The organism is Paenibacillus sp. FSL K6-2862, assembly GCF_038005125.1.
In the GTDB taxonomy this organism is placed as follows: Bacteria; Bacillota; Bacilli; order Paenibacillales; family Paenibacillaceae; genus Paenibacillus; species Paenibacillus illinoisensis_A.
Genome location: NZ_JBBOSN010000001.1, coordinates 438,086 through 460,839, shown reverse-complemented (window position 1 = coordinate 460,839; position 22,754 = coordinate 438,086). Strand labels below are relative to the sequence as shown.

Annotated in this window: 21 protein-coding genes; all 21 read right to left on the bottom strand. The window is 47.8% G+C overall.

The window, feature by feature from the left end:
• Window positions 1–88 precede the first annotated feature (88 nt).
• The 21 genes from pstB to serS all read right to left on the bottom strand — a co-directional run bounded on the left by pstB (window position 89) and on the right by serS (window position 22,469).
• Window positions 89–844 carry a phosphate ABC transporter ATP-binding protein PstB gene (gene pstB / locus MHB82_RS02240; RefSeq protein ID WP_095361569.1) on the bottom strand — a complete coding sequence of 252 codons (756 nt, stop codon included), beginning with the start codon at window positions 842–844 and terminating at the stop codon, window positions 89–91.
• A 12-nt stretch (window positions 845–856) separates the two neighbouring features.
• Window positions 857–1,744, bottom strand: a complete 888-nt coding sequence (gene pstA / locus MHB82_RS02235; protein ID WP_095291810.1) for a phosphate ABC transporter permease PstA — start codon at window positions 1,742–1,744, stop codon at window positions 857–859.
• A gap of 2 nt (window positions 1,745–1,746) precedes the next feature.
• Window positions 1,747–2,682, bottom strand: coding sequence for a phosphate ABC transporter permease subunit PstC (pstC, locus tag MHB82_RS02230; RefSeq protein ID WP_236146679.1), 936 nt, complete (start codon window positions 2,680–2,682; stop codon window positions 1,747–1,749).
• Window positions 2,683–2,797: 115 nt separating this feature from the next.
• The gene (locus MHB82_RS02225; RefSeq protein WP_095361570.1) at window positions 2,798–3,730 is read right to left on the bottom strand and encodes a phosphate ABC transporter substrate-binding protein PstS family protein; all 933 of its coding nucleotides are present in this window, start codon (window positions 3,728–3,730) and stop codon (window positions 2,798–2,800) included.
• Between the two features lie 648 nt (window positions 3,731–4,378).
• Window positions 4,379–5,671, bottom strand: coding sequence for an arsenic transporter (locus MHB82_RS02220; protein ID WP_341173703.1), 1,293 nt, complete (start codon window positions 5,669–5,671; stop codon window positions 4,379–4,381).
• Between the two features lie 139 nt (window positions 5,672–5,810).
• Entirely contained in the window at window positions 5,811–7,904 is a 2,094-nt protein-coding gene (locus tag MHB82_RS02215) for a methyl-accepting chemotaxis protein (RefSeq protein ID WP_341173702.1), read from the bottom strand.
• A 218-nt stretch (window positions 7,905–8,122) separates the two neighbouring features.
• Window positions 8,123–9,166, bottom strand: coding sequence for an EAL domain-containing protein (locus tag MHB82_RS02210; protein WP_341173701.1), 1,044 nt, complete (start codon window positions 9,164–9,166; stop codon window positions 8,123–8,125).
• A gap of 211 nt (window positions 9,167–9,377) precedes the next feature.
• Entirely contained in the window at window positions 9,378–11,630 is a 2,253-nt protein-coding gene (locus tag MHB82_RS02205) for a bifunctional 2',3'-cyclic-nucleotide 2'-phosphodiesterase/3'-nucleotidase (RefSeq protein ID WP_341173700.1), read from the bottom strand.
• Between the two features lie 473 nt (window positions 11,631–12,103).
• Window positions 12,104–12,520, bottom strand: a complete 417-nt coding sequence (locus tag MHB82_RS02200; RefSeq protein WP_095291705.1) for a pyridoxamine 5'-phosphate oxidase family protein — start codon at window positions 12,518–12,520, stop codon at window positions 12,104–12,106.
• 318 nt (window positions 12,521–12,838) lie between these two features.
• The gene (locus MHB82_RS02195) at window positions 12,839–13,297 is read right to left on the bottom strand and encodes an NUDIX domain-containing protein (RefSeq protein WP_341173699.1); all 459 of its coding nucleotides are present in this window, start codon (window positions 13,295–13,297) and stop codon (window positions 12,839–12,841) included.
• 65 nt (window positions 13,298–13,362) lie between these two features.
• Window positions 13,363–14,127 carry a LamB/YcsF family protein gene (locus MHB82_RS02190; RefSeq protein WP_095361577.1) on the bottom strand — a complete coding sequence of 255 codons (765 nt, stop codon included), beginning with the start codon at window positions 14,125–14,127 and terminating at the stop codon, window positions 13,363–13,365.
• Complete coding sequence (locus MHB82_RS02185; RefSeq protein WP_341173698.1) at window positions 14,124–15,152, bottom strand: 5-oxoprolinase subunit C family protein; 1,029 nt, start codon at window positions 15,150–15,152, stop codon at window positions 14,124–14,126. Before MHB82_RS02185 ends, MHB82_RS02190 begins: the two co-directional genes overlap by 4 nt.
• Window positions 15,149–15,874: a 5-oxoprolinase subunit PxpB gene (gene pxpB / locus MHB82_RS02180; protein WP_341176570.1), complete on the bottom strand. Its 726-nt coding sequence runs from the start codon at window positions 15,872–15,874 to the stop codon at window positions 15,149–15,151. The genes MHB82_RS02185 and pxpB overlap by 4 nt, the downstream gene beginning before the upstream one ends.
• Before the next feature lie 68 nt (window positions 15,875–15,942).
• Window positions 15,943–16,779, bottom strand: coding sequence for a DUF2785 domain-containing protein (locus MHB82_RS02175; protein ID WP_341173697.1), 837 nt, complete (start codon window positions 16,777–16,779; stop codon window positions 15,943–15,945).
• On the bottom strand, window positions 16,780–17,373 hold the full coding sequence (locus tag MHB82_RS02170; RefSeq protein WP_341173696.1) for a histidine phosphatase family protein: 594 nt from the start codon (window positions 17,371–17,373) through the stop codon (window positions 16,780–16,782).
• A gap of 50 nt (window positions 17,374–17,423) precedes the next feature.
• On the bottom strand, window positions 17,424–17,996 hold the full coding sequence (locus MHB82_RS02165) for a DUF1572 family protein (RefSeq protein WP_110756909.1): 573 nt from the start codon (window positions 17,994–17,996) through the stop codon (window positions 17,424–17,426).
• Between the two features lie 50 nt (window positions 17,997–18,046).
• On the bottom strand, window positions 18,047–18,376 hold the full coding sequence (locus tag MHB82_RS02160; RefSeq protein WP_095361580.1) for a DUF952 domain-containing protein: 330 nt from the start codon (window positions 18,374–18,376) through the stop codon (window positions 18,047–18,049).
• 53 nt (window positions 18,377–18,429) lie between these two features.
• Window positions 18,430–18,987 carry a GNAT family N-acetyltransferase gene (locus MHB82_RS02155; protein WP_110756735.1) on the bottom strand — a complete coding sequence of 186 codons (558 nt, stop codon included), beginning with the start codon at window positions 18,985–18,987 and terminating at the stop codon, window positions 18,430–18,432.
• A complete protein-coding gene (locus tag MHB82_RS02150) occupies window positions 18,977–19,381 on the bottom strand; it encodes a ribosomal maturation YjgA family protein (protein WP_095361582.1) in 405 nt (134 codons plus the stop codon). Before MHB82_RS02150 ends, MHB82_RS02155 begins: the two co-directional genes overlap by 11 nt.
• Window positions 19,382–19,792: 411 nt before the next feature.
• The gene (locus MHB82_RS02145) at window positions 19,793–20,899 is read right to left on the bottom strand and encodes an Ig-like domain-containing protein (protein ID WP_095361584.1); all 1,107 of its coding nucleotides are present in this window, start codon (window positions 20,897–20,899) and stop codon (window positions 19,793–19,795) included.
• 286 nt (window positions 20,900–21,185) lie between these two features.
• On the bottom strand, window positions 21,186–22,469 hold the full coding sequence (serS, locus tag MHB82_RS02140; protein WP_095361585.1) for a serine--tRNA ligase: 1,284 nt from the start codon (window positions 22,467–22,469) through the stop codon (window positions 21,186–21,188).
• Window positions 22,470–22,754 lie beyond the last annotated feature (285 nt).

Here is a 22,754-nt window from a genome sequence, read left to right as displayed (position 1 = left end):
ATAACCCCAAACGTTGTCGTTTGGGTATTATGCTTTCTTCTCTGTTTATTGCTTTATATTATACTCCATCCAATGTCATGCACTTTCCTTAACCGAAACGTCCCATAATGTACTCTTGCGTCAAACGGTTGTCGGGGTTGGTGAAAATATGTTCTGTATCCCCGTGCTCAATCATGTTTCCCAGATAAAAATACGCTGTATAATCCGAGATGCGTGCTGCTTGCTGCATATTATGGGTTACGATTACGATTCGGAGATCCTTCTTAAGCTCGGAAATGAGTTCCTCTACTTTCCCCGTTGATACCGGGTCCAGCGCAGATGCCGGCTCATCGAGCAGCAAAATCTGAGGATCAACCGACAGTGCACGTGCAATACACAGACGCTGTTGTTGTCCACCAGAGAGAGACAGGGCCGACTCATTCAGTCTGTCCTTTACTTCATCCCACAGCGCGGCGCGGCGCAAGCTTTTCTCCACGATTTCATCCAGTGCCTTCTTGCCTTTGATACCGCGGTAGCGGGGGCCAAACGCGATATTGTTGTAGATGGACTTATGAAATGGGTTTGGCTTCTGCCACACCATGCCGATTTTCTGGCGCAATTTGATCACGTCGGTGCCTGGCTCGTTCAGGTCTTTACCATCCATCCAGATGTGCCCCTCTGTGCGGGAACCGGAAATCTCATCGTTCATGCGGTTGAGGGACCGCAAAAACGTGGATTTACCGCAACCGGAAGGCCCGATCAGTGCTGTAACGCTGGCTTCAGGAAACGCGAGGCTGATCTGCTTGACTGCCTGGAAATGCCCATAATATATGCTTAACTGTTCCGTACCAAAAGGTATGGCCATGTTGGTTCCTCCTTATTTCGAAGCTGTCATGCGGCGGTATACAACCCGGCCGATCCAGCGTGCACTCAGATTGAACGCCAGTACAAGGATAACAAGCACCGCAGATGCTCCGGCTGCCACTTCCTTGGAATCTGGCCCAATGCCTTCACTGTTGACTTTCCAGATATGAACGGCAAGTGTCTCTGCCGGACGGAATGGGTTAAGAGGCGATCTTGGGCTTGTCGGATTCCAATCCGTGAAGTCCAGCGGCGGACTGCTCATCCCTGCTGTAAACATCAGGGCTGCCGCTTCACCGAAGATTCGGCCGGAAGCCAGGATTGTACCTGTAATCAAGCTTGGCAGCGCGACAGGCAGCAGGATGGACGTAATGATTTTCCATTTGGACAAACCCAGTGCCAGGCCCGCTTCCTTCTGTTCCTTCGGAACGGCCCGGAAAGCCTGCTCCGTTGTCCGCACCATGAGCGGCAAGTTGAATATCGCGAGCGCCATGGCACCCGAAATCAGGGAGAAGCCAAGACCGAACGTATTTACAATCAACAAGAGACCAAACAAACCGATAACGATCGACGGGAAGGAGGACAATACCTCAACAACCAATCGGATAAAACTTGTAATCTTGCCTGGCTTCGCATACTCCGCCATATAGATTCCTCCGCCCCAACCGAGCGGAATGGTGATAATAAGCGTTAAGATCAACAGGAAGATGGAGTTAAAGAGCTGCGGTCCAATCCCGCCGCCCCCTTTGAGCAGCTGCGGCGCACTCGTCAGGAAGTGCCAGTTGATTTGCCCTACTCCCCGGAACAGGATGAATCCCAGCAAACCGAGCAGCAATACCACGATGAACAAGGCTAAAACAACTATGACGGATGTAGCAATTTTATCGACCGTTTTCGCCTTCATTTTCATACCCGGTTTCTCCTTTCGAGCAAACGAACCAGAATGACGAATACAAACGTCATCACAAGCAGGACAAGCGCCATACTCCAGAGTGCATTATTATGAACCGAACCCATTGTGGTGTTACCCATACTCAGGGTGATTACACTTGTTAATGTAGAAGCTGATTCAAGCAAGGATGTCGGTACATGTGGTGCATTACCGATAACCATCTGTACAGCGAGTGCTTCACCGAAGGCACGAGCCATACCCAGAACGATCCCTGTCAGCAAGGCTGGCAGTACCGTTGGAATAATCACGCGGTAGATCGTCTGCCAGCGTGTAGCGCCCAGAGCATAGGACGATTCACGCAAACCTTTGGGCAGAGCAGACAAAGCATCAGCCATAATGCTTGTTACGGTAGGCAGAATCATTACGGATAGAACCAGACATCCGGCTGCAATCCCGATGCCGGCTCCGCCGAAGATGCTGCGCAATAAAGGCACGATAACACTCAGACCGATAAAACCGTAAACGACAGACGGAATACCGGACAACAATTCAATGGCAGGCTGCAGTATCTTTTTCCCTTTACCCGGTACGATCTCCGTCATAAAGAGTGCCGCACACAAACTGAGCGGGCTTGCAATCAGAGCGGCCAGCAGGGTGGTTGTGAAGGAACCGGTGATGAACGGTAATGCTCCATAGGCTGCTGGTTCTGATGATGGACTCCACGTTTTGCCGAACAGGAATTCACTCAGGCTCACACCATCCTTAAAAAAGGTTGAGAGACCCTTGGACGCCACAAAATAAACGATGGAAAACATGACAACGATCAACAATACGACACAAATCGACGTATAGATCCGTCCTGTCCACTCTTCCCAGAAATGTTTCTCTCTCAAGGGCCGGCGTGACTTGATCTTGCTGTTCATTACCGTTCCCCCTTCGGTCTGTTCCATAACAACCATCCTTCTATAATAGAGTAATGTAAAATATGGGATTATTTCATTCAAAAACCGCGTAAAGAGGCAGGACCTTAGTCCGCCTCTCTCGCTGTATGCGCAAGTTCAAAGATTATTGAGTCAAGTTACCCGCTGCATCGCGTTTTACTTTCATACCGGATACTGGAATGTAACCCAGTTCCGTTACGTCTGTTTGTTGAATTTCGTCACTCAGCATGTAGTCGAGGAATGCTTTTGTCGCTGCATCCGGCTCACCTTTAGTGTACATATGTTGGTAAGCCCACACTGGATATGTTCCAGCTTCTACGTTCTCAACGGATGCTTCAACGCCTTCATACTTCAGGACTTGCAAGCTGTCATCGAGGTAAGACAGTGCCAGGTAACCAATTGCTCCTGGAGTCTCGGATACAAGCTTCTTAACTGTACCTGAGGAATCTTCTTGAATGGAACCTTGGATATCTTCTACTTTCGTTCCCAGAGCGAAGTTCTCGAATGTTGCACGAGTACCGGAGCTGCTAGGACGGTTAACGATAACGATTGCTTGGTCAGCACCACCAACATCTTTCCAGTTTGTGATTTTACCGGAGAAGATATCGATCAATTGTTGTTTCGTCAGGTCTTCAACACCTGCATCTTTGTTGCTTACTGGTGCGATCGCTACTACTGCTACTTGATGATCAACCAGTTCTTTTGCTTTTGCTTCATCTTCCAGCTTCTCTTCTGCAAATACGTCGGAGTTACCGATTGTAGCTTGTCCGTCGGATACTTGAGTCAGACCAGTACCACTACCGCCACCTTGCACTTGCACTGTTACATTTTTATATTCATCAACTGCCATAAATTTTTGTCCAGCTTGCTCTACCAGAGGTTGCAGTGCTGTTGAACCAACAGCCAGGATGTTTCCGCTAAGCTCAGCAGCTGCTTCGCCTGATCCTGAACCATTGCTTGCGGCGCCCTCTGTACCAGCATCATTTTTGGATCCGCATGCTGCGAGTACCAGTACGAACGTTAAGGTCATCAAAATAAACGGCAACTTTTTAAACATGTTTTGTTTTCCTCCCCCAATGTAGTGATGGCGTTTTGTGAATTTGTTTGTTCACCATCAACTCTTTTATCATTGTAGTTTCGGTATGTCATCTCAAAATCAATGTTTTGTAAACGCAATGTTAAAATTATGGGCGGTGTTTTGAAATATATGGAAGGTAAAACAACTCCGTGAGCGACCGTTCCGGTTCCGGATCGTTCTTCCGATCGCTGTATTGGCTCGGCTTCACGTAAATTACATAGTACCACTACGCTGACAGAACAACCTTCCGATCGCTGTTATCCCCGGATTTCATTAATTTTTCCCTTTGGTAAAAATCCGGTGATAAACGCGAACGCTTCGCTTCTACAGATTATTGCTGTCCTCTCCGTTCCAATGTAATGTTAAAAATCGGAGACAAAGGCGAGCGCTTCGCTTCTTCAGAATCGATTCCGTCCCCTCCACTGCGTCGGTGTTGTATGGTCGCTTCCAGACGTTTCAATTCACCGCCTGGGGAGAAGGGGTGAGAAAATTAAAAGGACCAGCCAATAAAAGGCTGGTCTAATGTAAATACTTTTTGTTAATGATATTTAAACTTCATATATAGAAGAAAAATAAAAAAACTGCCTTCTCAAGTGCATGGCACCAGAGTAAAAGCAGCCTTTTCTACTAATTCAAAATCCACAGCCACAGGGCCAGTCCAGCCAAGGTAATCAACAATGTCGGGATCGTCAGGATGACTCCTACCTTGAAATAATATCCCCACGTAATCTTTACACCCTTCCGCGACAACACATGCAGCCACAACAATGTAGCCAGTGAACCGATTGGCGTCATTTTGGGACCCAGATCAGATCCAATCACGTTGGCATAGATCAACGCTTCTCTAACAATGCCTTCGGTATGTGCACCCTGGATCGCCAGTGCATTAATTAACACGGTTGGCAGATTGTTCATCACCGATGATAACACCGCTGCGATCAATCCCATGCCCACCGATGCAGCCAGCAGGCCATGCTCTGCTATGGCATCCAGCCAGCGGCTCAGATGATCTGTTAACCCAGCATTACGCAGTCCGTATACAACGATGTACATGCCTACCGAGAAGACCACAATGGACCAAGGCGCTTCCTTGACAACACGTTTCAGGTCAACTGCTTCACTCTTACGTGCCAATATGGCAAATAGCAGAGCGACGGCGCCCACGATAACCGATACCGGGATCGGCAGAAACTCACTGGAAACGTAAGCGATCAAAAGTAGCGCAAGCATATACCAGGCAATACGGAACATCCGCGGATCGCGAATGGCTTCCTTGGGGTCACGAGCGGCGGAGATGTCGTAGCGATGGGGTATACTTTTACGATAAAACAGATACAGCATTCCTGTACTCGCTACAATGGAAAAGATATTGGGAACAATCATCCGCACAGCATACTCCACAAACGTAATTCCAAAATAATCGGCTGACACAATATTCACCAGGTTACTGACGATCAGCGGCAGTGACGTGGTATCAGCAATAAACCCGCTTGCCATGACAAATGCAAGTACCATGCGTTCATCGAATTTCAGCGCACGCACCATGGCGAGAACAATCGGAGTCAGAATAAGCGCCGCACCATCGTTGGCAAATAAAGCAGACACTGCAGCTCCGAGCAAAATGGAATAGATGAATAATCTGCGTCCATTCCCTCCAGCGAGTCTTGCCATATGAAGTGCAGCCCATTCGAAGAACCCGGTCTCGTCCAGAATCAGTGAAATCATAATGATGCCGACAAATGCCAGTGTTGCATTCCATACGATGGATGCCACATCGGAGGCATCATTCAGACTGACGACACCACATAGCAAGGCGAGCACGGCTCCACCTGAAGCAGACCAGCCAATACCCAGTCCACGAGGCTGCCAGATCACGAGCGCAACGGTTATTGCAAAGATTAGTATAGCTACGTATGTCATAAATCCTCCTGTACCTTAACCCTATTACTACTATTATAAATACACCGCAATCTAAGAGAAAAACCAACGATATAGTTATACAGGGCAACAGGAGGATTGTCTATCTTTATTTTATTCATGAACAAGTATTAACACCGGATTATGCCTGGTCCTTGTTTTTCGGCGTATCTTCCACCATTTTGAACATGCCCAGCAGGCCTTGCAATTGTTCCGCCATACTATTCAGATGCGCTGATGATGACGCAATCTCTTCTACAGATGCCAGCTGTTCCTCAGAGGAAGCCGATACGGATTCCGTATTCGCAGCACTCTCCTGGGTTACGACAGAAATATCATTCATGGCTTGAGCAACACGAGCCGCCCCTTCCTCCAGCTGCTTCGTTGTTTGAGACAGATCATCGAGCGTATGGGCTGCATCTTCAACGGCCTCACGAATCTGGGCGAATGACTGTCCTGAAGTATTTACTGCCTGAATGCCATCCTCTACCCGGGTCTGGGCAGCTGTCATGGTATCCATGGCGGCATCCATATCCAGACGGATATTATGAACGAGTTCACCGATTTGTGCTGCAGAGCTGCCGGATTCTTCCGCCAGTTTCCGAACCTCACCTGCTACCACTGCGAATCCGCGACCAGCATCCCCCGCTCTCGCCGCTTCGATGGACGCGTTCAGTGCAAGCAGGTTGGTCTGTTTGGAGATGGTGGCGATGACATTAACCATGTTTCCAATTTCTGTGGAACGTGCATTCAAGGACTGCACCACCACTGCCAGCTGTTCCACCGTTTCCTGAATGCTGCTCATCTGATCCACGGCCTGTCCCGCAGCTTCATTACCGGAGTAAGCTGCTCCGGATGTATTCCGCATGTTCTGCGTAATGGATTGCACACGTTCAGACATGATGCGGACATCTTCGGCCATACGACTCATCTGCCCCGATCCTTCCTTCACGCTCTTCACCTGCTGCTCTGCACCTTCCGCAAGTTCCTGAATGGAGAGTGTCGAATGCTCAATGGCTTTGGTCGTTTGCTCCGCGCTCGCCGACAATTCCTGAGAGGAAGCCGATACCTGCTCCGTCGTTTCCTGAACACCCAGAATCATCATTCGAAGGTTATCTACCATCCGCTCAAAATACTTGGCGAGATCACCAACTTCATCTTTTCGTCCGGTTTCCAACTTAACCGTCAAATCACCTTTGCTTACCGCACGAGCAGACTCTTGCAGACGCCGGATTGGACGCAGCATGGAACGTGTAAACCAGATAATGAATACTAGCGTAAGGAAGGTCGCAGCCAGAATGACAATTAAGGTTGCCATCCGAATGTCTTGACTGGCATGAGACAATTCACTTTGGAACATCGTTCCGCCAATCTTCCAGCCCGTTGCTTCATTAGTGGAGAAGATCATCATTTTGGAGTCATCATGATAGGTGTAATCGAACGATCCCTCTTGAGCTGCAAACATGGGATCCAAAGCCTCTGACGTTTCTTGCGTGCCAGATTCCACCACAGGTGATGAGATATAATTTCTCTCCGGATCCATGATAATAACGTCCCCTTCCTTGCCCACCTTAATGGAAGCCTGTTCGCTAAGTTCCGTTAGATCCAAAGACAAACCTACTACACCAGATTGATCTTCCAGTGTTTTTGAGATAAACACAACCGTTACTCCATCCGTATTTTTGGACACGGCTGACACAGCGGGATTGCCCGGGTTGGCCATCGCCAGCTTGTACCATTCCCGCTCCCTTGGATCATAGTTGGACCCTTGTGCACTTCCTGTTGTTTCTTTCCCCCTAACCATGGTCCCATCTTCAGTTCCTACAAATATATTCAACGCATCAGGATGCAATCCGACATACTGCTGTAATTTCACTTCCACTTCAGAAAGGCCACTATCCTCACTAAGCATGTCCGTCCGAATGGAATCGGCAAAATAATTGATATCATGAATCTTCGCATTGACATGGGTTTCAATAATTGTATTCGTCGTGCTTACACTTTGTCTGGCACTATCCATCAGTTGACCTACTACCGTGCGATCGGCAATCAACAGTGTGATCATTCCAATGACCAAACTGGGCACCAGCAATACGGCCAGGAAGGATATCAGCAATTTATTTCGTATACTCCAGACAAAGCCCCTTTTCTTGTTCTTCTTTTTTGCTTTATTTTCTTTCTGTTTGACTGGTTTGGCAGCTTTTTTCGCTTGCCCTTGGTCCAGATTCTCCCCCATCTGCTTCTCCCCCTCCAAAGTTCAATCGTTCTTTGTTTGTATGTAGGACCCTCTCCATGTCGACCTTAACCCTTCTCTTCACACCTCGATCGGGTTATCTTATATATCGGCTTAAGTACACATTTATTTGATTACAAATATTTACATAACACGTCAAACAAGCCACTCCGTTAATTGGAAGTGACTTGTTTATATGTACATATTAAAAAGGGAATTATCTAGGCAGATGTTTGCCGATATGGACCCTGTGGCGGCTTAGCCGACGGTTTACCAAAGTAATATCCCTGAGCCAGCTCGATCCCTATGGAACGGCAAAAATCAAATTCCTCCATGCGTTCGATGCCTTCAGCAAGCACACGACCCCCGAATCGGCGTGACATCTCCACAATATCGATAATCTGCTGTTGTTTCACCGGGTCACGATCACACTGATCAATCAGACTACGATCAATTTTGACAAAATCAGGCTCCAGCCGATTCATCAATTCAATGGTCGAATACCCTGCCCCGACATCATCCAGTGCTACCGACATTCCACGGGAACGATACACCGAAAAAATATGCTGGAGAATGGACATATGCTGGATCTGTTCCGTTTCCACAACTTCAAACACAAAATCCTTGGGGTCCAGTTCCAGGCGCTCAATCGCTTCAAACGTATGAGTCAGGCAAAATTCAGGATTGTATATAGAGGAGGGCAGAAAATTCACAAAGCGCTTAACACCATGAGGCAAAAAAGCTGCACTTGTTTCGATTGCTGTGATTCTTGCGGTCCGATCCAAAAAGGAATGCAAGCCCGTGTCCCGGGCAACCTCAAACAAGTTATACGGGCTAAATGGCGTGCCATTTTCGGAAGGTCGCAGGAGAAACTCGAATCCGACAATCTGTTCATGTGCATCAACAATAGGCTGCATATGACTGCTGAATTGATTGTTCAAAATAATCGATACCAGATCTGCATGCTTGAATCGAGATTTCATCATCTGAAGACTAATCCAGCCTGCCTGATCCGCCTGTTCATGAATTGGAGTTACCTGTACTGTAATCGATTCCGGGCCGATGGCTTCGTGCTTCTGTATCGCTTCCAGCCAGTTCTGTACAGATTCGGCATTCGTATAGGTCATCCATATCGCTTCATCCGAATGTTCAACATGCACACCCAACGTCCTCAGCATTTCCAGCAAAATGGGGAAAACGGGACGCAGATACAGAGTACCTTGATCCTCAATTGGATAGATTGGACTGCAGCCACTGCAATTCATGTAGAACCCCCTTGCCGGTTTATGTTTCTATTTCAATTAATGTTAAATGGTATATACCCAAAGTTTGTAAATATTATAGCATGGGTCATAAAATTAATCTCTAGTGTTTTGATGACTTCCGGTATGAACGTTTTTGCTACAGTCTTAAACATTTTTGCAGAAAAAAAGACCGCCAGTCTGTTGACTGTCGGCCTTCATTATCCGCTTTATATTAAGAAGCGGGAATTACGATTTTCTGTCCAACTTTCAATTGATGTACATTTGAAATTTTGTTGGCTGTGGCAAGCTTGCGCCAGTCCACACCATATTTCAAGCCGATGCGGTACAGGTTGTCCCCTTTTTTCACCACATATACCACTTTGCCGCTTGCTGGTTTCTCAGGCTGCGGTTCCGGTTTTGGTGTTGGGGCAGGTGTTGGTGTTGGTGCTGGAGCAGGCTTCGTTCCCTGTCCAGGAGTCACCGCTGCTTCTCCAGTCAATTTCAAGCCATACTCGGCAAAACCTTCGTCATTCGTACCAATGAACGACATTGCCGGGTTAGCTTCAACCAGCGCTTTGGCATCCGGAGAAGACGCAAACACCACTTCAAGATCGTTCAGTGCTGCTGCAGTTACACTTGCAGAAGGCTTAATTGGTGCCAGTGACCAGTTGCCATCCGCTGCCGGATTGATTGTTTTGTTATCACGGATGTAGTCAATGATGACTTGACGGTTCTCATCCGGTGCTGCCAAAACGATACGTTTACCATCCGGATTGGCCAGTTTGGACGAAGAAGCACGATAGTTATTTGTTGCCACGATAAACTTTTGCTCCGGATCGATCGGTTTGCCATTGAAGCTCAGGTCCTTGATCCGGCTTGCCGATGCATTCACCACGGTTGCTTTGGAATCATATTTGGCTGGCTGAGTCACATCAATTTGATACGTTACACCATCGATCACATCAAAGTTGTACGTCGGGAAATCCATGTTGATCAGCTGCTGTTGTCCACCCTTAGCCGGGTCAATCTGATTGAACTGGCCTGCAGACCATTCCAGCCATTCCTTGATTTCAGCACCGTTAACTATAACAGCATGTACCGTATTCGGATATACGTACAGATCAGCTACGTTTTTGATTGCGATGGTGCCTGCAGGGATATTCGTGTAGTATGAAGCACCTGAACGACCGCCCGCTTTAAATGGAGCTCCTGCAGACAATACCGGGATATCTTCATACTCGGTTCCTTGCATGTGTTTTTCCACGTACCATTTCTGAGCATTCGTCACGATCTGAATGGATGGATCATCCTGTACCAGAGCGAAGAAGCTGTTGATTGGAGCCGTTGTCTCTCCGACCGGGCCACGTACATAGTCAAGCGTACCTTCGTGCTCTTCATGAACCGCGTCGATGATCTCCTGATCTGCATCAACCAATGGCTTTTTGTTCGCAGTGTCATAGATTGGACGTGCTTCTGTCGCGGAATCTACCACTTTCCACTTGCCATCCACCAGCTCCAGATCAAGATCAATGATTCCGAGATGATCACCCCAGAAGCCTGGCTCCACTGCTGGAACGCCATTGATGGTTCCTTTTTCAAGATCCACTCCTTTTTTGCCTTCAAAATCAGCACTTGGGAACACCTTGTGGGCATGTCCAAACAGAATCGCATTAATGCCCTCTACCTGGCTCAGGTACAGCACCGAGTTTTCCATCAGATCCGTTTGAGGGATATCTTCAAAACCGGAGTGAGGAATGGCAACGATAATGTCTGCACCTTCAGCCTTCATTTGCGGAATGAATTTCTTGGCTGTAGCAATAATATCCTTGGCTATGACTTTGCCTTCCAGATTAGCACTGTCCCACTGCATGATTTGCGGCGGCACGAATCCAATAACACCCACTTTGATCGTGTGCTCTTTGCCGCTCTCATCCGTTACTTTTTTGTCCAGAATTTCATATGGGGTGAAGTAATTCTTGTCGTTTGTTTCATCGTCATCGCCGTCATCTACATAGACATTCGCATTAATATAAGGGAAGTTGGCGCCCTCCAGCGTCATGTCCAGGAAATCCAGACCATAGTTGAACTCGTGGTTTCCGATGTTACCGGCATCATAATCGAGCAGGTTCATTGCTTTATATACAGGGTGAGTCTCACCCTTTTGAAGTGGGTCGATTTTGGCTACATAGTCTCCGAGCGGGTTACCCTGAATCAGGTCACCATTGTCGAACAACAGGCTGTTTTTCGCTTCTTCTCGGGCTTTTTTGATCAGTGTAGCTGTTTTGGCGAGTCCATATTGATCGGTCTCTTTGTCGGAGTAGTAGTCGTAGTTAAGTAGATTGTCATGAATGTCCGTTGTTTCCATGATACGCAATTTTACTTTGGCAGCATCTGCAGCCGATACAGGTACCGGAAATACTGCAAGCACGTTTAATGCAACCAAAGCGGCAGTCAGGCTTGATAATACTTTTTTGTTCTTTTTCAAAATAACCCCTCCCGGTTATGTACATTGAATCATGCCATAGTGTGCAAACGAATAGGCGCAGAAATAGCATAGATTTCATGGGTTGTGCGTGCTGAAATCATGGTCTTCACCAGCTGAATTCAGGTTAGTTTATCTCACATGAACATCTATTCATATCTGTGCGTATCGTTTACATACCAAATCATAACGCAATGAAGCATGGTTGAAAAGCATTATTTTTTACATTATCCGCACATAAGAATTCAACTTTACATAATCATGCGGGATTTCGACATTATTCTCTCTTTTTTTGTTAATATATAGTTTACTATACGTGTTAAATACGTATATTACATAGCACTTACATATGTATCCATTTCACCCTGTTCATCTGTCAGCAAAAAACCGCGAAGCCCTGCGGCCTCACGGTTTATATGTTCATCAAGTTATATCCGATGATTCAGTGCTCCCAAAGAACACTTCATTCGGTTGCTTTATTGTTCCCACACCTGATGCTCATGGTCCTTGCCTGTATATTCAATGCGTACGGGTGTAATATCCAAAATGACATAATTCGGATCGTTCGGTCCGTCAAACCATGCTTTCAGTTCATCATTCCACACTTCTTCGCGCAGGTTTTCATTTTTGGTCACTTCACAGGTTCCTTCGATCTCAACCACTTCTTTGGAGCCACCCGCCTCATAGCCAAGCAAAAGACTGACATTAGGGTTATTCTCAAGCTCCTCCACCTTATGCGTGCGGCGGTTCGTCGCCAAGTGAATATTCATGCCATCATTGAAAAGCGCCATATAGCGGGATTTAGGTTTACCATTTTCCACAGTTGAGAAGCTGCAAAAAGGGTTATTTTCCAATGCCTTTACAATGTTTTGTTCGAGTTCCGTCTTATTCATGGGACATGCTCCTTCCGGTTGGGGGTAGTTTTGAAGCGCTTATGGGCAGCCGTTACGGTTACGGGTTACGGATCGTTCTTCCCATCACTGCTCCCACAGCTCTTCAAATCAGAGTTAGCTAAGCCAAAGGCTTACAGGACACCTCATTAAGTACCGGTCTTAAAGGCTTCTTTTGATGTTATCGAGTAAGCATCGGCCTGCTTATATATAAGTTGTTGTGACATAAAAGCCTGTACTTATAGTGTACCCACCCCACCTATGGTGAATCCATGAATCCGTTCGTAAACGTGACAATATTGGAAAGGTTATTAGTTCATATTAGTTCATATCCCCAAGATAAATCCGCGATGGTTCACGTTTCATCAGCAATTCGCCAATCGTTTGGGGATACAAACGGACAGATGCCAGATCCTCAAGGGCGATCCATTCGACTGCGACCTGATTGTCATCCGGGTTGGTGCCTTCAAATACTGTGGCATTCACATCCTTCAGACTGCATTCAAAATAAAATTCAACCTGGTGAATGTCAGCATCCCATTCGGCAAACTCATGATTCTTCCCGATGTATTCCCGGATATGAAGCAAGTCTCCCACAGTCACTGCCTGTCCGATCTCCTCCAAACATTCACGGGCGACGGCATCCTTCAGTTCTTCACCCTTCTCCTGTCCTCCACCTGGAAAAACATAAGCTGTACCATATTGATCATCCAAACGGATGACGAGCAGCCTTCCATTCTGTACGATGACCGCCTTCGCGGAATTCCGTATCGGTTTCATCTATTTATCGACTCCAATTCATTCATATGTATCTATCCTCGGTCGGTTTCGGTACCGATCTAATCTCAAGCATGACCTGCAGCCGATAGAATTACCCCTTCAGCTTCAAGTAATCTGCGGATTTCTCTTGCAAAAGATAGGGCATGCTCCCCATCACCATGTATGCATATGGTCTCCGCTTTGAGGGGAACCGCTATGCCTTCCGTGGACACAACGACACCTTCATTCACCATGCGCAGCACTTGAGCCAGCGCTTGTTCTGGCTGCCCAATGACTGCTCCGGCATGACTGCGGGGCGTCAATTTACCGTCCGAACCGTAAGTCCGATCTGCAAACACTTCACTTACGCTGCGCAGACCGGTACGATCCGCCGCCTCAATGAGCGCGCTGCCCGCAAGACCATAGAGGTATAGTTCTGGCCTTACGTTGTAAACCGCCTGAGCAATGGCTTCAGCAAGCTTCATATTCTCCGCAGCCATATTGTATAACGCGCCGTGCGGCTTCACATGATGCATGCATCCACCGTATGCTCGTACGAAGGCATCCAGTGCCCCAATCTGGTATACGACCATGTCATAGGCTTCCTGCGGGGTTATATCCATGCTTCTCCTGCCAAAACCCTGCATATCCGGCAATCCCGGATGTGCTCCAATCGCAACCTGATGTTCCATTGCCGTTTCCACCGTTGATCGCATCGTGGCTGGATCTCCTGCATGAAATCCGCAAGCAATGTTGGCCGAAGTGATCAGCGGCAAAACCGCTTCATCCCACGGCATTCGGTATATACCATAACTTTCGCCCAGATCACAATTGATATCTACCGTCTTCATTGGCGAACCCCCGTTTCGGTCAATCTTCTGCGGATGAATGCAGCGCTCAGCTGTAATCCCCGTTCCTGCTCCAGGAACAACTGCTGTGCTTCTTCATGTGTAATTGGCTGAAAAGCAACCCGAGTCCCGGGCCTTGCCTGAGCCAATACCGGCAAATCCACCCTGGCGACCTGTGCAATCACGGGATAGCCTCCAATGGTTTGATGATCTGCCATCAGGATGATAGGCTGACCATCTGCTGGCACCTGAACTGTGCCATACGTTACGGCTTCCGATAACCGGCTCATAGGTTGTTCAAGCTCCAGCCTTGAACCCTCCAATCGATATCCCATCCGATCCGACTGAGGAGCAATCACATATTGTTCATTATACAGTCGTTCCAGGCTCTCCCTGGTAAACTTGGAGGTATCCGCACCCGACATCACACGGATCACTGGATCCTTCTGATATAAAGACCATTCTCTGCTGGACAGGTGCCATATCGGCCCCTTCATGTGTGTCTTCTCCAGCTTCGCTTGTTCCAGCAATTGGTGGAGTATGGCTCGTGCTTCCCAAGAAGCCTCCGCAGCAGATAATATATCTCCAGCCCGCAAAGCTCTGCCTTCCAAGCCGCCAATACCTGTTTTCAGGTCCGTACTTCGGCTCCCCATGACTTCATTTACCGCTATCCCACCAGCAATGGACAGATACGCTCTCAATCTGGATCGACATCGCCCAAATTTCAATACACTTCCCGCCATTAACGCAACTGGACGCCACAGGGGAACGGGCTGATCATCCACGGTCGCCGACAGATCTGCACCACATAGAGCGATGAGGCTATTTTCATGAAATCGAAGTTCAGGGCCCGTCATGGTTATTTCCATCACAGCTGCATTACGGCGATTATTCACCAGCATATTGGCTGTTCTTGCTGCAAATGTATCCATAACTCCACCCGGATGTACCCCATGCCGTCGATATCCGTACCTTCCCTCATCCTGAACTGTGGACAAGAGGCCTGGGCGAATGACCTCCATTTTCATCCTTCGCCCTCCTTCCACTCTATGTAATCCTTCTCCGTTATCGCTTCAAACCGGACCCGATCCCCTGCCTGAAGCAGGCTCGGCAGATCATGTTCAGGACGAAACAGCTTCAGAGGTGTTCGTCCGATGCAGTGCCAACCACCAGGCGTAGCTACCGGGTATATTCCGGTTTGCTCGCCGCCGATTCCGACGGTCCCGGCTTCTACTCTCAGCCTCGGAGTTGCTCTTCGGGGTGTAGCAATCCGTTTGGGCAATCCGCCAAGGTAGGGGAATCCCGGTGCAAATCCAATCATGTGGACCAGGTATTCCCCGGATGTATGAATTGCAACAACCTCATCTGGGGTCAATTCGTTTTCACTCGCAACATACTCCAGATCAGGCCCGAATGGACCTCCGTAGCACACGGGGATCACTATGGTTCTGAATGGATTATGTACGGATTCTTCAAGCATCTCTAACCGGGACAATAACATCCTGCACACCTGTTGATATGGAGAAGATTCACTTGCTCCTTTCCCTGAAGCCGATCGAGCAGATTCCGCAACAACCATTGGATCATAAAACAGTGCAACCGACGCGAATGATGGAACCAACTCCACCATGCCCGGAAAGGAATTTTCCTCCAGCCAAGTACAGACCGAGATCACTCTGAGATGAACCTCATCCGATATTGCATCTCCGCAACGAATCATCACCCCAGCCTCACCCAGTGGAGACAGCATCTCTTCCCATTCATACTTGATTTTGCTCACGCCATCTCCCCCTGTTGGTAAGTTAGGATTGATCATGTTCACTCTTTTTCCAAAGCGTTTAGAACAAGCTCCCTAACTAGTGGAAATGGATCTTGTTCTTCTTTTCGTATCACCAGATACAGAGTCTGCAAAAAGACACGTACGTTCATGCTAATCCGGCTTATCTCCACATAGCTTCTTTCGCCGGTCTGATCTATGCATGCCTGTTCAAGTGCAGCAATCCAGGCTGCAAAATCCGATTTATTAAGCAGCTTGCATCTAACAATTGACACTACCGCATGAGCAATACGCTGATCCTCATCATGGATGTATACTGCGCTGGAATCCGTTATTTTCACAGCGAGCGATTCCAACAGTTCTCTCAACGCCGTTTCATCCATATAGGGGGATTGAGCAAGGTCTTCAACCGCATCGGATGCATGTGCAGGAGCATGAGCCCAACCTTTTTCATCGACGTATCCGCGGACATCCTTCTCTTCCTTCAGGTACGTGGTCAATCGGTGATGAATAGCCTCGATATCTGCCTTGATTAGAAAGTTCCGCTGACGATCCATGTTTAAGATGGGAGGCAGCAGCAGGACGGAAAAGGCCCGGGTAAATACACTGTCCGTCCCATTCTCTCCAATCCCATAAAAAAGATGCTGATCGTCCATTGCTTTATGGAGCAGAACGCGGAGTTGTTCTGCTGAAAATATCCCATGTCCGATCCAGGTGGCAAATGTAACATATATAAGTTCATCTCGAAGGACCGGGTCCGTACTTCCGATGTGCTGTAACATATGCAGCGCCAGTTCGTAAGGGTGCTCTACCTCATCGGCCGCAAAATTCTTCGATTGTATAAGCTGTAATTGCTCTTTGAGCTCAGTTGCATTCATCTATAGTGAATCCTCTGCAGGTTTCAGATGGACACTGCAATTGTATAATTCGCAGGCCCAGGATCCAGCTTTCTTTTCTATTCGGGTAATCGAGGTATTGGACAACTTCGTGCTAACATCAAGCGCAGGTACCAATCCTCGGAGGGTATTACGCAGAATGGCCCCATGACTGACCACAATCACTTTCCCATCAGGATGCTCCTTGCATATATCCTCGATTGCAGCACTGCCACGCATCGTCCCGGCTGCTGCAGCTTCCCGTCCCAGCTCTAGAGTGCTCCAGTCCGGGCCCCATTTGGCTATACGTTCCGCCTCCGTTGTTCCTTCCACCTGACCGCCGCCCATCTCACGCAGCCTTGGGTCCAGATGAATCTCACGAATACCCAGCCGTTCACTGATAATCTTCGCCGTCTCATGTGCACGCCCCAAATCACTGGCATAGATGGCATCCCACGATTCCGAACTCAGCCATTCCGCAAGCAAAACGGCCTGTTCTCTCCCTTCCTGATCCAGCGGATTGTCCGTCTGTCCCTGAGACCGTTTCTCTTTATTCCATGCTGTGCTTCCGTGACGTATTAATGCAAACTGTGTCATCGTGTCCCTCTCTTTGTTCTATAGTAGGTGTTAATCATGCCGCTGATCATTCAATCCGTGTCTAACTCATCCTCGGTAAAATGTCTGCGTTCTTTTGGTTTGGCAAACTTGCTGCCGTTGTATACTGCTGACCCGTTCCTTGGAATGGAGAGGCTGTTCCATGGTGTTTCTTTCAGCATTTTGGCTGCGTAAATAATTTGTCCCACATGATACGGATAATGCGCCAATTGCCGTGTAATAGCCTCCATGACGGTATGACCTTCATTGCGAATGTATATAATCTGTGAGAGCTGTTCCGGTGCAAAAGAACGAATGGCACTCAGTAGGCAGTTCCAGCCTTCCTCCCACTTGCCTAGCAGTTCTTCTCGTGTGGAGATGTCATTGACGAATTCCGCGTCTCGCGCTCGCCAAGGCTTTTCACCATCGCTTGTGAGCACATCCGTCCAGCGGGATAACATATTGCCCCACAGATGCTTCACAATGACGGCAATGCTGTTGGTATCCTCATGCCATGCCTGAAATAATTGCTCGGTCTCCAGCTGCCCCATGGCCTTCTCTCCAAGCTGCTTATAATACAGAAATTGCTTCTCGGCTGTCTCCAGAAATGCCTGATTCATATTCATATCCAATTGGCCAACACCTTTCTATATCCATAGTGAGTGCAAGGCTTGCTTTATTCAGGAAATACCAGTACGCCTTCTTCATTCGGCGGAAAAGGGATTACTTTCTTCACTGCATCCAGATTAAGCTCTCCATAAATATGGGGAAACAGTTCATTTAGCTCATATAAGTCTTCATATACAAGTTCCGGCTTTAATGCTTTTTCATCAATACCCAGCAGCAGCAGATCCGTACGCCCTGCGTAATATTGCGCAGCTACCCATGGAATCTGCTCTTTGGTAGAGCAATGAATGAATCCATCCGTTTCCAAACTATCCGGTGCATACACGCTCTCCTTGGATACCTGTTCCCATACTGATTGAGAAATAATGCTGTAGATCATTGCGCCGCCTCCATATCATTTTCTTCTATGTATCCTGTGTATCATTGCAAGTATTATAGATCATCCCGGATACGGGAGTACAATTTTTGATCCGTGAACACGCCTTTAATCTTCAATTGCTTACGAAGCAGACCTTCATACGACATGCCCAGTTTCTCCATGACCCGTGCCGAACCGATGTTGCCAGCATTGCATCTGCCCTCCAGCCGGTTGCAGTCCAGTTCCTGAAAGCAGTAATGAACGATGGGCTGCATCGCTTCAGCAGCAATCCCTTTATTCCACTCCTTGCTTGCAATGGCATATCCCAAAGAAGCACTCTGCATAAGCTCATTGAAATGAAAGATCCCCCCGCGGCCAATCAGGTGCCCCGTGTCTTTGCGAACAAATCCCCATAGATACACCGATTTCGTCTCATAATTGTCCAAGGCCCGTTGGATGTATTGAACGGAGTCATCCACCGTCTCATGGCAGTTCCACAGAGTCTGCTCGCTGACTCTTGGGTCGGAGGCAAATGCATAATAATCCTCGGTATCGTCTAATGTAAGACGTCTGAGCAGCAGCCGTTCCGTTTCAAATTCTGGCGATTTCGCGAATAACTTTTCAATGTTCATACGAACTCCTCCTATTGCTTAGGAAATAATGGTCTATCACGAACGTGCACAGAATCCCTGCTGTATATCTGACGAGATCTATGACAAGAAAACCGTGTCCCAAAATCAGGGCACCCAGCATGGTTGAACGCACCTCATTGAGCCATGGCATTTGAATCATTTGCGAGAATTCTATTCCCCAGCTAAACACGAAGCTCAATAGGAAAGCCCAAGCCTTACTTCGCCTGATCCAAACCATACGAAATCCGAAATAGATCATGCCTGCCCACAAGGCATCTCCAGCATGGTCATGTAAGAAAACAGGCAGCATATCCCCATAGCGACGGGATGCCAGCCCGGCTGCCATAGTAATGACTACTGCAATAACATAAATTCGTCTTTCTCTGATCAACATCACCTTCTCCAATGCTTACGATCCATCGGACCTAACCTGCAGTTGCCTTTTTTACAGCAATTCTATGATCTGCAATTGGTTCTCAGATGGTAACCTGTTTTGTACATTTCACTTGCCCTTTGCTTCATTTCCTCAACCTTAATGCTCTTCTGAAACGTCAGCACCGAGATGATCGAAAGAAAAAGATACCTGAAGTAAGCCCAGTCTTTCATATCCCCATTTGAACTTATAATTGCAGCTTTCACAAGGATCACGTCCTCTTCGTTTTGGTTTCTGGACCCGCGCAGGTAAGCCTCTTAATGCGGTGACTTCGTATTTTTGTATCTAAAAAGGGACGTATATTCTACGTCCCTCTGCTGTCTGTCTCTATGATGTAAAAAGCTATGGTAACACGCTTGTTTGAAATAAGCTTTATTTTACCGTTACCGGTATCGTCACTTTCTTGTTGTTCCACTTGGCGGTTATGCTCGTTTTGCCTTTACCCACAGCCACCACTTTACCATTGGTTACCGTAGCTACGCTCGGTTTCGTACTGCTCCAGACTGCATTGTTGGTAACCACCGTTGTCTTGCCTGTATCATACTGCGCCATAACGGTTAGCGTTGTGCTTCCCTGCGGGGATAACACCAGCTTCTTCTGACCTGTAATCAACTTTTTGAGCAATGGAACAACCGTAACTTCTGTCTTTATTGTCTGATCTTGGTAGGTTCCTGTCAAGGTTGCATTTCCTTCGGTTAACGTTTTGACCGTCCCATTTTTAACGGTTGCCACTGCATTATTCGACGAAGTCCAGGTCACCTGTTTCGACAGATTAATTGTTTTTCCGTTGGCATATGTACCAATGACCTTCAGTGCTTTGGATTTCTTGATGTTCAACTGCATTGCAGTAGGAGTAACTTCCACTTTGGTAATAATGTCAGTAATGGCGACAGGCACCTTAACTGTTTCCGAGCCGTATTTGCCTTGCAACAGCACCCGGCCAGGCGTATTGCCTTTGATCTTGCCGTTTTCCACGACAGCTGCTGCATTCGAAACGCTCCACACGATCTCTGATGTTACATCTTCTTCCTTGCCGCTCGCACGTACAATGCTGACTTTGGGCAGTGCACTTTCACTGCCTTTGACAAAACTATAGGATTTGGGCGAAGCCTTGATGCTTTTGATTTTCTCGGAAACCTGGACAACGAGCTGCGCCTTGGCCCCATCGACTTCAGCATGAATCGTTGCCTCACCCGCTGCTACTCCCTTTACTTTACCTTTCACAATGGTTGCAACTGCTGCATTACTCGTAGACCACGTAACCCCTGCAGTCACATCCTGCTTGTTATCAAACCCTTCAACTTCTGCCATCACCTTCAGCGCAGCCGTCTGTGACACACTTAACTTCTGCGGGCTGCTGTTGGTAATTTCAATGGAGGTCACGTCACCCGTAGCCGCCAGAATGTGTGATGGAGCCAAGATAGCACATACCATGATCAGTGCAAGCATTCCTCGAAATGTTCGTTTTACTCTTTTCATTGCAATCTTCCATCTCCCATAATCCAATATTTTACTTCTATTATATTATATCGGAGATTGAATGCATAATAATGAATTTTATAGTGCTAGGATGGTCAAAAGAATTGAGATTCGACAATTTTTTCCTATATGAGAGAAGTTGCTTTAAAGGAAGATTACAAGCTTGCAGCTAGGCTTGAGCAAGAATATCTGTGGGTAACAAATAATATGTTTGATTAAACGGAACCCTTATCAGGGTTCCGTTTGCTTTAATGCTATGTGCACACTGTACTTAATTGCTTTATAACTAACTTGGCAAAATCAAATATTCAGCCCCACCCATATAAGGCTGGAGAGCTGCCGGAATGCGAATGCTTCCATCCTCCTGTTGGTGATTCTCCAAAAGTGGAATAAGGATACGTGGCGATGCCACGGCCGTGTTGTTGAGCGTATGGCAGTACGCTAGCTGACCTTCGGCATTGCGGCAGCGAATATTCGAACGACGTGCCTGAAAGTCATGCAGGTTTGACGACGAATGGGTTTCCCCATATGCGCCCCGGCTCGGCATCCATGTCTCAATATCGTATTGTTTATACGTTTTCTGCGACATGTCACCTGTACATACCGCCACCACCCGATAAGGCAGTTCAAGCAGCTGCAGCAATTCCTCTGCATGTCCGGTAATTTCCTGGAGCATGCGCTCCGATTCCTCCGCATCCGGTGCACAAAGAATGACCTGTTCGACTTTTGCAAACTGATGCACCCGGTACAAACCTCGTACATCCCTTCCGCCTGACCCAACCTCACTGCGGAAACAGGTGGATACGGCAGCCAGTTTGATCGGCTTCTGTACATCTACAATCTCATCGGCATAATACGATACGAGTGGTACCTCGGAGGTGCCGACCAGCCACTTGCCCTCACCTTCCAATTCATAGACCTGATCGCGTCCTGTCGGAAAAAATCCCGTGTTCACAAGTGCATCCTCTCTGACCATTAGAGGCACTTCCATAGGGGTGAACCCTTGCCGCATCAGCAGATCAAGTGCGAGCTGCTGTACCGCCCGGTGCAGAAGCAGCCCTGCTCCTTTTAACACATAGCTTCGTGTCCCTCCGATCTTCACCCCCCGCGGAATATCAATCAGATCATGAAGCTCCCCGAGCTCCACATGGTCCTTGGCTGTATAGGCGAATGTCGGTGTTTCCCCCACACGTCGCAGCTCCACATTATCCTCGTCCGATGCTCCAATCGGCGTATCCGGTGATACGACATTAGGCACCAGCCATTGCAACCGAGTCACTTCCTCCTGCACGTCCGCAAGCTTCGCTTCGACCTGTTCCAGCTTCTCATTCAGCTGTTTCACCTGAGTTCTTAATCCTTCGGCCTGTTCACGATCCCCGGATTGCATCAATTTTCCGATATCCGCTGATAAGGTGTTCCGCATTCTGCGTCCTTCTTCTGTTTCCTGCAAAAGCGCTCTGCGCTCCTCATCCCGCTCCAGTAATGCACGAATGCTAATGTTGATTTTCTTCCCGTCTGCCGCCGCCTGCACTTCATCTGCATGGGCCCGAATCCACTTCATGTCCAACATGGTCACCGTCTCCTTTGGCTAAAAAAATGCAAAGAGCGCCCTCATCCCTTGGGACGAGGAGCGCTCTGCTCGCGGTGCCACCCAACTTGCCGAATCAGGATACCCTGTTTCAGCCTCTTGGTCCGCGATAACGGGCGGTTCCGGTTAACTTGGGGATGGATTCGCTCCCCTGGCGATAACGCCTCCGAGTTGGATGCTCTTCAACGGCATGGTTCCGATCTGTAATTGTTGTGTCTCAGTATATACGAACCAAGAACCACTTTGCAAGTCCTACCAAATCCTTAC

Coding starts and splice junctions, on each gene's coding strand:
- pstA (WP_095291810.1), bottom strand. CDS start 1,744: ATGAAGGCGAAAACGGTCGATAAAATTGCTACATCCGTCATAGTTGTT.
- MHB82_RS02215 (WP_341173702.1), bottom strand. CDS start 7,904: ATGGGGGAGAATCTGGACCAAGGGCAAGCGAAAAAAGCTGCCAAACCA.
- pxpB (WP_341176570.1), bottom strand. CDS start 15,874: ATGCTGTCTCCACTGGGTGAGGCTGGGGTGATGATTCGTTGCGGAGAT.
- MHB82_RS02165 (WP_110756909.1), bottom strand. CDS start 17,996: ATGAATATGAATCAGGCATTTCTGGAGACAGCCGAGAAGCAATTTCTG.
- MHB82_RS02150 (WP_095361582.1), bottom strand. CDS start 19,381: ATGTTGATCAGAGAAAGACGAATTTATGTTATTGCAGTAGTCATTACT.
- MHB82_RS02195 (WP_341173699.1), bottom strand. CDS start 13,297: ATGAAACCGATACGGAATTCCGCGAAGGCGGTCATCGTACAGAATGGA.
- pstB (WP_095361569.1), bottom strand. CDS start 844: ATGGCCATACCTTTTGGTACGGAACAGTTAAGCATATATTATGGGCAT.
- MHB82_RS02210 (WP_341173701.1), bottom strand. CDS start 9,166: ATGAATTGCAGTGGCTGCAGTCCAATCTATCCAATTGAGGATCAAGGT.
- MHB82_RS02200 (WP_095291705.1), bottom strand. CDS start 12,520: ATGAATAAGACGGAACTCGAACAAAACATTGTAAAGGCATTGGAAAAT.
- MHB82_RS02170 (WP_341173696.1), bottom strand. CDS start 17,373: ATGACACAGTTTGCATTAATACGTCACGGAAGCACAGCATGGAATAAA.
- MHB82_RS02220 (WP_341173703.1), bottom strand. CDS start 5,671: ATGACATACGTAGCTATACTAATCTTTGCAATAACCGTTGCGCTCGTG.
- pstC (WP_236146679.1), bottom strand. CDS start 2,682: ATGGAACAGACCGAAGGGGGAACGGTAATGAACAGCAAGATCAAGTCA.
- MHB82_RS02190 (WP_095361577.1), bottom strand. CDS start 14,127: ATGAAGACGGTAGATATCAATTGTGATCTGGGCGAAAGTTATGGTATA.
- MHB82_RS02185 (WP_341173698.1), bottom strand. CDS start 15,152: ATGAAAATGGAGGTCATTCGCCCAGGCCTCTTGTCCACAGTTCAGGAT.
- serS (WP_095361585.1), bottom strand. CDS start 22,469: ATGTTGGACATGAAGTGGATTCGGGCCCATGCAGATGAAGTGCAGGCG.
- MHB82_RS02225 (WP_095361570.1), bottom strand. CDS start 3,730: ATGTTTAAAAAGTTGCCGTTTATTTTGATGACCTTAACGTTCGTACTG.
- MHB82_RS02145 (WP_095361584.1), bottom strand. CDS start 20,899: ATGAAAAGAGTAAAACGAACATTTCGAGGAATGCTTGCACTGATCATG.
- MHB82_RS02160 (WP_095361580.1), bottom strand. CDS start 18,376: ATGATCTACAGCATTATTTCTCAATCAGTATGGGAACAGGTATCCAAG.
- MHB82_RS02175 (WP_341173697.1), bottom strand. CDS start 16,779: ATGAATGCAACTGAGCTCAAAGAGCAATTACAGCTTATACAATCGAAG.
- MHB82_RS02155 (WP_110756735.1), bottom strand. CDS start 18,987: ATGAACATTGAAAAGTTATTCGCGAAATCGCCAGAATTTGAAACGGAA.